The sequence below is a fragment of the Rheinheimera texasensis genome (genome assembly GCF_964031785.1).
Classification (GTDB): Bacteria; Pseudomonadota; Gammaproteobacteria; order Enterobacterales; family Alteromonadaceae; genus Pararheinheimera; species Pararheinheimera texasensis_A.
The window spans coordinates 521,757-534,165 of sequence record NZ_CAXIRE010000021.1; the positions used below are offsets into that span (position 1 = coordinate 521,757).

Annotated in this window: 11 protein-coding genes; 3 read left to right on the forward strand and 8 right to left on the reverse strand. The window is 47.7% G+C overall.

Annotated elements, in window-relative coordinates:
* Positions 1-37: 37 nt before the first annotated feature.
* The 3 genes from ABNT34_RS13865 to ABNT34_RS13875 form a co-directional block, all read right to left on the reverse strand.
* Positions 38-1,705 carry an FAD-binding protein gene (locus ABNT34_RS13865; RefSeq protein WP_348732598.1) on the reverse strand — a complete coding sequence of 556 codons (1,668 nt, stop codon included), beginning with the start codon at positions 1,703-1,705 and terminating at the stop codon, positions 38-40.
* Positions 1,706-1,772: 67 nt separating this feature from the next.
* Complete coding sequence (locus tag ABNT34_RS13870) at positions 1,773-2,651, reverse strand: PEP-CTERM/exosortase system-associated acyltransferase (RefSeq protein WP_348732600.1); 879 nt, start codon at positions 2,649-2,651, stop codon at positions 1,773-1,775.
* A gap of 156 nt (positions 2,652-2,807) precedes the next feature.
* Positions 2,808-3,689 (reverse strand): patatin-like phospholipase family protein, encoded by an 882-nt coding sequence (locus tag ABNT34_RS13875; protein ID WP_348732602.1) that lies wholly within the window; start codon positions 3,687-3,689, stop codon positions 2,808-2,810.
* Between the two features lie 49 nt (positions 3,690-3,738).
* Between ABNT34_RS13875 and ABNT34_RS13880 the strand changes: the two genes are divergently transcribed.
* Genes ABNT34_RS13880 through prsR form a run of 3 tightly spaced genes read left to right on the forward strand, consistent with a single transcriptional unit; the run spans position 3,739 to position 8,029 of the window.
* Positions 3,739-4,578, forward strand: coding sequence for a serine protease (locus ABNT34_RS13880; protein WP_348732604.1), 840 nt, complete (start codon positions 3,739-3,741; stop codon positions 4,576-4,578).
* A 9-nt stretch (positions 4,579-4,587) separates the two neighbouring features.
* Complete coding sequence (gene prsK, locus ABNT34_RS13885) at positions 4,588-6,612, forward strand: XrtA/PEP-CTERM system histidine kinase PrsK (protein ID WP_348732606.1); 2,025 nt, start codon at positions 4,588-4,590, stop codon at positions 6,610-6,612.
* 28 nt (positions 6,613-6,640) lie between these two features.
* The gene (prsR, locus tag ABNT34_RS13890; protein WP_348732608.1) at positions 6,641-8,029 is read left to right on the forward strand and encodes a PEP-CTERM-box response regulator transcription factor; all 1,389 of its coding nucleotides are present in this window, start codon (positions 6,641-6,643) and stop codon (positions 8,027-8,029) included.
* A gap of 190 nt (positions 8,030-8,219) precedes the next feature.
* Here prsR and ABNT34_RS13895 read toward each other — a convergent pair whose 3' ends face one another.
* Genes ABNT34_RS13895 through ABNT34_RS13915 form a run of 5 tightly spaced genes read right to left on the reverse strand, consistent with a single transcriptional unit; the run spans position 8,220 to position 12,404 of the window.
* A complete protein-coding gene (locus ABNT34_RS13895) occupies positions 8,220-9,476 on the reverse strand; it encodes a hypothetical protein (RefSeq protein WP_348732610.1) in 1,257 nt (418 codons plus the stop codon).
* A gap of 2 nt (positions 9,477-9,478) precedes the next feature.
* Positions 9,479-10,099: an energy transducer TonB gene (locus ABNT34_RS13900; RefSeq protein ID WP_348732612.1), complete on the reverse strand. Its 621-nt coding sequence runs from the start codon at positions 10,097-10,099 to the stop codon at positions 9,479-9,481.
* A gap of 1 nt (position 10,100) precedes the next feature.
* Entirely contained in the window at positions 10,101-10,502 is a 402-nt protein-coding gene (locus ABNT34_RS13905) for a biopolymer transporter ExbD (protein WP_348732614.1), read from the reverse strand.
* Between the two features lie 13 nt (positions 10,503-10,515).
* Complete coding sequence (locus tag ABNT34_RS13910) at positions 10,516-11,040, reverse strand: MotA/TolQ/ExbB proton channel family protein (RefSeq protein ID WP_348732616.1); 525 nt, start codon at positions 11,038-11,040, stop codon at positions 10,516-10,518.
* Entirely contained in the window at positions 11,040-12,404 is a 1,365-nt protein-coding gene (locus ABNT34_RS13915) for a MotA/TolQ/ExbB proton channel family protein (RefSeq protein ID WP_348732618.1), read from the reverse strand. Before ABNT34_RS13915 ends, ABNT34_RS13910 begins: the two co-directional genes overlap by 1 nt.
* Positions 12,405-12,409: the final 5 nt, after the last annotated feature.

Sequence of the window (12,409 nt, forward strand, 5' to 3'; positions counted from 1 at the left end):
ACCTTTAATATCAACAACTTAATATCATTCTTGTATATTATTGCTTTGTCTCTGTAAATTTTTTTGACGATTCTGCGATATAACGTCCTGGCGATAATATTCCTTTTGGATCTAACGCCTGCTTCAAATCTGCCAGAACACTCAGATATGTGGCGTCACCAAAACGCGTCATCTCTGCCATTTTGTTCACATCGGTGCGATATGGATAAAAGCCTTTTTCAAACATCGCCCGATAAAGCTGGTCCCGGCACATCACAGCCTGTTCGTCCCAGGATTTTCCATTTGGTGCTGATGCGTTCCTGTCAAAGGAAATACTCACAACGGCGTCGATACAACGCTCATTTAACAAAGTCAGGGTCACCGCAGGTTCAAAGCCATAGGACGGCAGCACCTGATCGACTATTTGCATTAACTCTCTGGCATTGTGCGGATCTGCCGGGGCGACAAAAGCACTCCAGATTAAGCCGACACCATCTTTATCCATATCAAACTGCCCATCTGGTGCCTGTTTCATCCGCCAGTATGAACTGGTTAAAAACTGCGAGCTGGGCTGCCCTTTCATCATGTCGTGCACCGGGCGAAGGACTTTCAACATTCCCGGCAAATCCATTCTGGTAACAAATGCGATAGGTTTTTGGAAAATTTCAATGAACCGCAGCAGTTCATCGCTAATAAAGTTCAAGCGCGCGCCTTTGACTCTTTTGAGCGCTTTGCGAACTTGCGCTCTGGCATTAGCAACCTGTTCTTTGGTGCCATACAAAGCACCCGAAACATTCCAGGTTCCGACTTGCCATTGTTTTTTTAACTGCTCCGTAACTCCACCGGGCATTGGATATGGGGTTGCACCTGAATCAAATAGCGGCCACGGATATTGCTGCATCCCGCCTAACACCCGATAAGCATTGGCAATATGCGGCAAACTGGTAATAACACCACTGCGTTTTAGCGGCACCAAAGCCGCAACGATTTGTTCCAGCGCTTCTTCGCTGCCGGCCGACAGGTAAAATGCCACAAACTTCTCCGGTTTTGGCATCAACCAGATGGTCATACTCAGCACGATGCCGAGGTTCGATTGTAAAAACAGCTGATCGAACGCCGGTCCTAGCCCCCATTTGTACATGCCACAAGCTTTCGCCCCGGGGAAGCGACCAAAGCCGGTTTTGACTACCCTGCCGTCAGCCAGCAGCACTTCCATAGCACCAATAAAATTCGCGTGTTCGCCGTAGGGAGTATGGCCAAAGCCCCGCTCTACGGTATTACCGACAATACTGCAGTCAGGATGTGAGCCGGTACAATCCATCCAATCGCTGCCCCCTTGCGCTTTTAGATAGTCAGCGAGCTGGCGTTGGGTAACACCAGCGCCGACGGTCACCAGATGATGCGCCGGGTCGTAGTCAGAAATCTCGTTCAGTCGCCGCAAGTCCAGCAACACTGCACTTTTTGAACTGGGCACCCGCGAGCCGTAACCCCAGTTTTTCCCGGAGCTAATGGTATAAAGCGGGATCCCGTGTTCACCTGCGATAGCGACTGTGGCTGCTACCTGATCTTTCGCCGGTCGTAAAATAGCGAGGACTGCGGAATTCGTCGGCAAAGTCGCCGACGCAGCAAGATGCAGATTCTGACTGTCAGTGATTACATAGTCAGCACCGAGTAACTGCTGCCACAAACTTATTGCTACGCTGATATCAAACTGTTCTGCATTCATCTTCTGCTCCTTGAATCAATAAAAACGGCAGTCGATATGACTGCCGCTTAAAACGCCGCAACTTCGCTTAATGTTGCGCAGAAATTATTTTTGTCGTCTCTTTCACTGGCTCCAGCGGCCCATTGACAAAACCGTGATCTTTCACCGAATTTGCTAATGATTTTTCAATTTCCCGCAGCAAGCGTTTAAAACCCGGCGAGAGTCCATCAAATAACATCGGTTTGTTAATATAAAACGGCGCACGTCTGCCGTGGTATTCGATCACCGGACCAATCTGATGGAACTTGATCCCAACAAAAGCCAGACTGCGAGCCAAACGTGGTTCCATCATAACAAAGGCATGTTCTTTGTGAGCATGAAATGCCGTCGACGCAGCGGCAAAATACAGACAAATCGCGATATACGGGAAGCAACGCAGTTCATTTTCGGAATAAGCTTCGACGTTAATTGCACCTGTCGCGGCGCCTTTAAATTTATCTATTTCACGGCGGCGGAATTGCTCAAGCACTGCTAATCGCGAGATTTCGCAAATTTTATTGCGTGGAAAAGCCGCCGGACTGTACTCATGGTCAGTGATCGAATGCAGACAGAATTTTTCGATGGGTAACAGCTCAGTTTCGTTCGATGACGTAATCAAACGCACAGTCCCGGCCATGTTGCCAGAGGACATATGTTTGACAAAACAGTGAATGGAATGCGCATCGAAATCATCAACTTCAACCCGATCCGGCCGCTCAGCTTCAAACTTCAGCTCTTCACAATAGACCTGGTGCCGCACATTGTAGACTTGTTGTTTTAACTCTTCGGTCAGTGCCAGCTGTGGCTGTAAAAACTGGGAAAAATGCTTGGAAATATTACTCGCGTTATTACTGACCATCACTCCGATGGCCTTTTTAACCAGGTTCCCGACGATGGGCAGATCTTGTAATTTCTTTAAATGCTTCATAAAAAACCTGGCAATATCCTCAATGTTCAACTGAGATTGTCACCCGCCATAGCGGTGCGACCCTCTTTCCTTATGCCTCAGCAGTCACTTGCGTCTCTGTTACTGCACCTGTTACTGCTGATATCAGGTCCTTTTCTAGTATAGAAAATCCCGACTCTATGACAATCCAAAACACCGTTCTCTTTGATTTGCGGCAATATCTGTGCAAATCCATCCGAGTTTATGCGGGATCACCTGCATCGTTGTATCATAGCCTTGGCGCAAGAGTTCCTCTTTTTTCCCCACCGGCAGCGCAAAATCAACTGACGAGACATCGCCGGTATTGATCAGCACAGTGTTATGCCAGTATTGCGCATGAACATACTCACGCGACATTGCGTTCATAAACGTTTGAATTAACATGAGAATATATGAAACGAGCGGAAATAGTCTACGTCTGCTGATCGGTTTATCTTCACCTTCGCTTTTCAGCCGGAAACAGACCACCGGAACATTGCGCCCTGACCAATCCTGATGCAGTGCATCCTCAGCCAGGATCACGCCATCAGCCATCACATGATTCTCAAAAGTCTTGAATGAAAACAGCAAAGGAATTGACATTGAATACCGCACAGCCTCAGAGACCTTCATCTGCGGTGTACGGGTTTTGTTAAACACAACCGGGCCACCACCGTTTATATCCGTAGCAAGCACGTGCAAATCCAGTACCAAATCACAAAAACGGGCTCCGGCCAACTGCTCGTCCATCCAGCGTTCAAAAGTATCACCACTGGACAAACCACCGGTACGGATTAAGTTCATCAGGGAGAAACCACGAAACTGTTTAAAATCAGTATGCAGGGCCAGATTCTTCATCTGGTCAATCGATTTTCCGGCAGCAACCATGGCCGCAACAATACTGCCACCGGACACCCCAACCAGACTGCGGAAGTCCAGATTAAGGTCATTTAATGCTTTTAAGATCCCGACATAACAGGGCAGTCTGGTACCGCCGCCGGAAAAAATCGGCACTATTTCATGTGATTGCAGTTGTGTCATACTGGCCACCAAGACATCATGCATCTGCCACTGAACTGAGAGTTTCAGTATGTACCAATTTAATAAAGATGCGAATTCGATTTTAGTCCAGCATGGATCGAGCCTGTCACGAATGGAACTTTCAACACACAGCCGTTGGTTAATCTTAATTAAACTATTGTTATTAACCACATTTACACGAGCGCACGCTGCGGCTGACTTACCAGCGTTAATCACACAGCTCAAACCTTCAGTCGTCGCAATTGCTTTATATAATCCAACCGCCGCTCCCCGTTTAAAACTGCTGGGTTCAGGATTCGTTGTCGGGCCCGGTAACGTCGTGGTGACGAATTATCACGTAATCAGTACCCCAGCAGACATTGCCAAAAACGAAGCCTATGTCGTGTTATCTGGTCACGGTCAGCAACCGCGAGTTCACCAGATTAAACAAACACGTACCGATGCCCGGCATGATCTGGCCTTGCTGGAAATTGATGAGAAACTGCCTGCAGTCAAACTCGCTGATGCTGAATATATCACCGAAGGCACTGAACTGGCATTTACCGGCTATCCGATCACCGGCGTGCTTGGACTTTACCCCGCGACGCACCGGGCTTTGCTCAGTGCCGTGACGCCTATTGTCATTCCGGCGGATCATAGTCAGACACTGAGTGCAGCCAGTGTGCGACAAATGCGTGACCCTTTTCTGATTTATCAGTTAGACGGCACCGCCTATCCAGGCAATAGCGGTAGTATGTTATATCGCCAGGACAACGGTGCAGTGGTTGGCATTATCAACATGGTATTGATTAAAAAGTCCAAAGAGGCCGTTTTGAGTGACCCCAGCGGCATTTCATATGCGATCCCGGTGAAGCATCTGCACCAGCTGTTGCAACAACTCCAACCTTAAGGCCTTGTTATGCTTATTGAATTGTCTCCGGGTCAAACAGGATTTCTGCTAGCAGCGCTCGGATATTTGCTGTTCTTTGCCCTGCAGCTGACGGTCCGCAATAAAACGTCGCAAAAGTCGTTGTTGTCGGCCTATACAGTGTTTTCGGTATTTTGGGCCATTTTCAACGGCACCACGCAACAATTGACCTTTGTGTCTGACACCTCCTTTGCCATTGAAACGATCCAAAAATCTTTTCTGTTGATGTTTTTACTGTCCGCGCTGAGCAAAACCGATATCCCGCTGCGCCAATGGTTTGCGGTTAAAAAAGTCCGTCTGACTCTGGCCATTCTGGTCAGCTGGTTGTTGTTTGGCAGTTTTGTGATTGCCACGGCCGGCTTGCGTCTGATGGGAACCTTATTGCTGGTGATCACGATGCTGGCGATGGTCGAAACTTTATACCGGCAGTCCGGCGCGCAAAAGTGGCAATTTAAACCGCTGATTATCGCGATCGGGATTTGCCTGCTGCTTGATTTCTACTTGCTGGCCGAAGCGGCACTGCTGAGTAAAATCAATCAACAAACCTGGCAGGCACGTGGTTTTATCCATTTATTTATGCTGCCGTTTTTAGTGGTTGCGGTAAAACGGGTGAAGTCCTGGGGCATCAACGTTTATGTGTCCAGAGACATAGTCCTGCAAAGTTCTTTAGTACTGGCAGCCGGTATCTATCTTTGTTTACTGGCGGTTGTTGGTTATTACCTGAGTTATATCGGTGGCAACTGGACCACTTTGTTGCAGGTGGTATTTGTCGTCATTGGCACCGCGGTGCTTGGCACTTTGTTCTTTTCCGATGGCTTGCGCCGCAAAGGCCGGGTTTTTATTGAAAAACACTTTTTTGCTAACACCTTTGATTATCGGGAAAAGTGGGTTGAATTAACCCGCGAACTGAAACAAATTGAGTTTGCCAGGGAAAATACCGCGCAGGTCTGTCTGAATGCCTGGTGCCGAGCCATCGGTTACAGCCATGGCGCTTTGGTAAAATGGCAGCATGACCAGTTCCAGTTGTTGGCGAGCAAAGGTCAGTTGACGATCGCAGAAACTGAGCGTAAAGCCTTGGCACTAGTCGCTGCTGAACAGAAAAATAAACAGTGGCTACTCGACTTCAGCGACAGAAAAGACCCGGTTATCGCTGAGCTGAGCAGAGTGCTCGAGAATCAACTGCCATCGTTTAGCATCCTGATCCCTATCCTGAAAAATAATCAGCTGTGGGGCTTTTGTCTGCTACATAGTTTGGTCAACGAAAAGCTGAGGCTGAACTGGGAATTACGCGATTATCTCAATGCAGTCACAGAGCAAATTGCCAGTTATCTGTTTATGGATGAAGCCAGTAAGGCGCTGTCTGAAAACGCACAGTTTGTTGCTTTTAGCCGGATGTCGGCGTTTGTGGTGCACGACTTAAAAAATGTCAAAGCGCAAATCGATATGCTGTTAAAGAATGCGCAGAAACACCGCCACAACCCGGAATTCGTCGATGATGCCTTTGCCACTATCGAAGCCATGCAAAGTCGCTTACAAAATATGCTGGCGCAGCTAACCAACAAACAAAGCGGTCAGGAGCATGTTAAAAAAACCGCATTAGCACCGCTCCTCGAAGCCTTGATTAAAGAGCGTTGCAGCAGCACCCTGCCTACGCCGGCGCTGCAGCTTGATTCCGATTATCTGCTGACCATAGACGCAGAACGATTCGCCAACGTGTTGTACCATTTGATCGATAATGCCCAACAGGCAACTGCGGACGACGGCAAGGTGGAAGTATTAGTCCGTTCTGAGCAGGACCAGCTCTGTATCCAAATATCAGACACGGGTTGTGGTATGACTGAAGAGTTTATCCGAAACCGTCTGTTTAAACCCTTTGATACCACAAAAGGCAATGCGGGCATGGGAATTGGCGCGTATGATGCGCAGACCTTTGTACAACAGCAGCAAGGTCAACTACTGGTCGACAGCACGGTTAACCAAGGGACTACCTTTACGATTTTGCTTCCTTTACACTAAACCAACTTACTGATACACGGAATGTTGTATGAAAACATTACTCGCAATTGATGACGATCTTGGCATACAGAAGCAGCTCAAATGGAGTCTGACTGACTATGAAGTAGTTTTTGCCGAGGACCGCCCGTCGGCGTTACAGCAATTACGTCGCTACGAACCTGCAGTTGTAACCCTTGATCTTGGCCTGCCGCCTGATCCAACCAATGCCTCTGAAGGCCTGGCTTGTCTGACCGAGATCCTGCAGCATAATCCAAATACCAAAGTCATAGTGATCACGGGCAGCACAGATACTGAACATGCTTTACAAGCTATCTCGCTCGGAGCTTATGACTACTATCAAAAACCTATTGATGTCGACGTTTTAAATGTCATTGTCGCCCGAGCATTCAAGCTCAGTGATATCGAAACGGAAAATCGGGTCCTTAAAGCTACTGCATACAAACAACAAGACATTATCGGTAACAGCGAATCGATTCAAAAAGCCTGCCGGATGGTTGAGAAGATTGCGCCGACCGAAATCACGACGTTATTGCTCGGCGAGTCTGGCACTGGTAAAGAAGTGTTTGCCCGCTCGATTCATAAGCAAAGCCCACGCGCAGATAAACCTTTTGTTGCGATTAACTGTGCGTCAATCCCCGATAACCTGTTGGAAAGCGAGTTATTTGGTTATGAAAAAGGCGCTTTCACCGGTGCACATAAAACCACTTTAGGTAAAATCGAAACCGCGAATGGCGGTACGCTGATGCTCGACGAGATTGGTGACATGCCGCTGGCACTGCAGGCAAAAATGCTGCGTTTTCTGCAAGAAAGGGTCATCGAAAGAGTTGGAGGAAGGACCGAGATTGAAGTCGATGTGCGCGTCGTATGCGCCACACACCGTAATCTGGCCGACATGGTCGCAGAACAAAGCTTCCGCGAGGATTTATTCTACCGGGTCAGCGAAATCACGTTGAATATTCCACCGTTACGCAATCGTGGCCATGATATCGTCATCATCGCCAAGGCCCTGCTCCATCGCTTTAATGCAGAATTTAATACGAATATCCAAGGTTTTACCGAGGACGCTATTAACGCCATGTTAGGGCATCGCTGGCCCGGCAACATTCGTGAACTGCAAAACAAATTAAAATCAGCAGTGATCCTGGCTGATACAAAGTTTATCAGCGCCGAGGACCTTGGCCTTATCACCTCTAACCAGCCCAACACCTTACCAACATTGCGTAAAGTCCGGGAACAGGCAGAGACACAGGCGATACGTCATGCGTTTAATGTTGCTAATGGCAATTTGTCAAAAACGGCAGATTTACTGGGTGTGACGCGCCCCACCCTGTATTCATTGATCGATAAATACAAAATGCTGGATTTACGGCCACAGGATAACGAACACCCCGGTGCCGCACTCACTGAAGAGCAGTGACACCATGCGAACATAAAAGGGGCTTATTAAGCCCTTTTTTATTGTTTGTGAGCAGTCACATTAGCGCTTTAGTTGATGAACTCCAGAGCCTGTTATCTACTTAGCAGTTGAAGCCAACATTATTAGTTTCGCAGAATAAATGCAGGACATAAAAAAACCCGCCAGTCGGCGGGTTTTTTAAGGTCTGAGCTTAAAGCTTAATGCCTTTCTTCTCAGCGCGTTCTTTCACGTATGGGCCCCATGAGTTAGCCATCTTTTCCTGTCCATTCTGGCGAGCCAGTTGAACATGTTGGTAGGCTTCCCGCATTTTACCCTGATAGAAATAAGCGCCGATTAAAGAAACGTGCACTTTACCTTTATCTTTGGTACCGACTTCTAAAGCTTTTTGTAACGCAGTAGCAGCTTCAGCGTTTTTATTCGCCATCGCCAGCGCATCACCTTGACGACGATAAGCATCACCGTCATTTTCTTTAGCGCCTAACATACCATAGAACTTGGCTGCCTTTTCGAACTCACGGGCCGAAGAGTATGAACTTGCGATACTCATCAGGATTGCCCGATCATTTTTCAGCAAACCAGCAGTTAAATGTTTTTCCAGCAATGCAGCGGCTTTATAAGGCACGTTGTTATTGTTGTACAGGTTCGCGAGCAGTTTAATCTCGTTTTCTGTCTTCAATAAACCCTGCTTATAAGCCATATCGATAATTGCTAACGCTTTATCGTACTGCTCGTCTACAGAGTAGAACTGGCCTAACATAACCCAAGACTGCTTCTCATTCGGGAAGATTGGCAACATAGTTTCCAATACTTCAATCGCTTTCTTGGTCTGCTTCAGCTCGTAGTATGAAGCGAACTTCATTTGGTACGGCTCTTTTTTCGGCGTCTTCGAGTGTTCAATAGCACGATCAGCCGGTGCAATTACTTTCGCATACTGCTTCATTTCGTAGTACGCATTAGCGATACGCAAATCAACGTTTGCGTCCATTTCACCGGTGAAATCAGACCACTTGTTATAGTAAGTGATCGCCTGCTCGTACTTTTTCGCCATCAGGCTTAAGTCGCCGATGTTACGCAGCAGAGTCGCCTGGTCAGTAAAACCCAGTACATCAGGTTGGACCGCTTTAATCATGTAATTTAATGACTTAGACGGATCTTTCTCGATGTACAGCTGGCCGATAAATTTATCTAAATAAGCTTTATCGAAGGTGTTTGACGCTTCGATTGGCTCTAATAATGCCAGTGCTTCACCGACTTTATTTTGGCCATACAGCTCATAAGCTTTACCGATTGCTTTACCAACTTTTTCGCCGACAGCCTGAGACTTCTTCGCTTTACGCTCAGCAATCTTAGCTGCGTCCGGAGCTGCGAACGCAGAGCTCACTGGCAGCGCGGCAACGCCCACTGCAGCAAACACCATCAACGCAGATGTAAGTTTGTTAAATTTCATACTTAACCTCCGGCATTATCAAGGTTGAAGTCTAACTGCACCATAATCCCGGTCTGCTTTAAGGCCTGACCGTTTTCGATTTTTGGTGAGTACTTCCAACGTTTTAATGCACGAATTGCTTCGCGGTCAAATACCCGCTTCGGCTCAGCATCAACCACTTCAATTTCGTCTACAGAACCATCCGGCATAATAGAGAAACGCATTTTTACCCAACCGTTGATACCGTCACGAGCAGCCTGTACAGGATACTTCGGTTCGATACGAACGATTGGCGTTGCGTCACCATCACGCATCATGGCGCTTGCCGGGTCACCGATACCGCCGCTGACTCCACCTACATCAACAGTCGGTGCGTTGAAACCGATAGTACCTGCGTCGGTACTAGAAGCTTCCTGCACTACCTGCTGCTTTGGCGGCTCTGGCGGTGGTGGCGGTGGCGGTGGCGGTACCCGAGTCCGGGTCTGAGCTTTAGACTCAGGCGGCGTCGAGTTTATCTCAATAACGATAGATTCCTTCTTCGCACTGCTGAACGTATCATCTGCATCAACCAGGTACGCCATCAGCACATACAGGAAAAACGTTATTACCGCACCGACTAAGAGTGAAAGTAATAACCGGGCCATATTACTTGTTCTCCGCCGCGATTGAGATCTTCTCAATACCTGCCAGCTTAATTTGGTCCATTACAGAAACGACCACACCGTGCTTCGCTTCTTTGTCGGCCTGAACAATAACTGTATCCGTTGGTGATTCAGCTAACAATTTTTCAATTGTCGCGCCAACACGCTCAACGTCAACTGCACGTTTGTCCAACCAGATTTCACCGTTTGCACGGACTGCAACGAAAATAGTTGCTGAAGGTTTAGACTGTGCTTTGGCCGCTTTTGGACGGTTTACATCAATACCAGCTTCTTTGACGAAAGAAGTGGTTACGATGAAGAAGATCAGCATGATGAATACAACGTCCAGCATTGGCGTCAAGTCAATTGCAGCTTCTTCGGCTTCACGTTTATTTCTACGTGCCATAAATTACTCTCTATCAATGATGCGGTAAGCTGTCAGCCAATTCGTGGATCGCTGACTTGATCTTACCTTCCAATTTGGACGCCACGAAAACGCCAGATAAACATGCAACCATACCGGCCATTGTCGGAATTGTTGCCATTGAAATACCTGCCGCCATCAGTCTCGGGTTACCGGTTCCTTGCAGTGCCATAATCTCGAACACTGCAATCATCCCGGTTACTGTGCCTAACAAACCAACCATCGGACAAACGGCAATCAAAGTATTGATGACGTTCATGCGCTGAGTCAGCTTGGCTGAGGCTTCAGATACCCACGCATCACGGATTTTATGTGCATACCAAGAGGTTGTGTCAGTCCGGGCATTCCACTCAGACACGATTTTGTCGCGTAAGACTGGATAATCCCGGGTCACAAACCAAAAGCGCTCTATGATCAACACCCACATCGCAAAGAGCACGAAGGCGACAATATATAAAACGCTGCCGCCGGTAGCGATAAAATCCCTGACAGATTCCCAAAGCTCTATCAGGCTATGCATTATGCTTTCTCCTTCTCCGCGTGAGCAGCAATCAGACCAGTGCTTTGCTCATCGAGGATATGCAGGATTGAGTTTGATTTAGACTGTAACAGCGCGTGAACGAACAACATTGGCAGAGCACATAACAGACCTTGAACTGTAGTAACCAGCGCCATTGCGATTTGGTCAGCCATGATTTTCGGGTCGCCAGTACCGTGCAGAGTAATCATCTGGAACGCACCGATCATACCAACTACTGTACCTAACAGACCCAGCAGAGGACCAACCGCAGCGATCAGTTTCAGTAAACCGATACCCGTTTCGATAGACGGCGTTTCACGCATGATGGCTTCGTCCAGTTTCAGTTCCAGGTTTTCCACGTCAGCTTTTTTGTTGTCATGGTAAACTTTCAGGATACGACCCAGAGCGTTTTTCTCTGAAGGTGCACTCAGATTTTTCAGCTGTGAATTGATACCAGCTTGAGCGCTAGACAGAGCGATATAACGGATTACACCGATGATCAGACCCAGGATCAGTAATGCAGTGATTACATAACCTACTGAACCACCTTGGTGGAACTGGTCTTCCAGAGAAGCTTCCTGAGTTTTCAGACGCAGCAGGTTACCACCTGTTGGGTCGATGAATACTGGTTTCACTTCGCCGGCAGCAGCGCCTTTGAACGCAGCAGCGTCAGACAGGATGTGTGACTCTGGCTGTTTGCCCAGTGGTTGCATTTCTTTGGTATCAGCGTTGTATACCAGGTAACCGTTGTCAGAAATCAGCACAAAAGAACCAACACGTACAACGTTAGCCTGAGCAGAAGTACCATCCAGGTTTACAACGTTGCCGTCGAACTTAGATACTTTTGCAGACTCAGTCATTTCAGTTTGCAGAGCGATCCACAGTTCTTCCAGTTCAGTGATAGTTGGCAGCTCTTTTGCTACTGACAGTTTTTTCAGTAACTCTTCACGACCTTTATACTGTGCACTGATGTTTGAAGTAGCGATAGAACCGATAGTTTCAGTGGCGTTACCACGAACGATACCGAACATTTCGCCCAGTGTACCTTGTGCAGTTTGCAGTTCTTGCTCTTTCGCAGCCAGTTTGCCTTCGTTGTCAGCGAACTGTTGAGTCAGAGACTTGCCACGCGCTTCTTCAGCAGCGAAAGCAGCTTTTGCTTTGCTCAGTAAAGCTTGTTTGTCAGCACGGTCAGACAGGAATTCCTGCTCGCGGGCAGCATCCAGTTTGGCATCAGCAGAACGGTTTTTCTTAACTTGTTCTAACAGCTGGTCCAGTTTAGCCGTGTCAGCAGCAGCGTTTAAGCAAACGCCGGCAGACATCGTCACAGCAGCTGCAATCATTAAACCTTTAAACACTTTCTTCATTTATT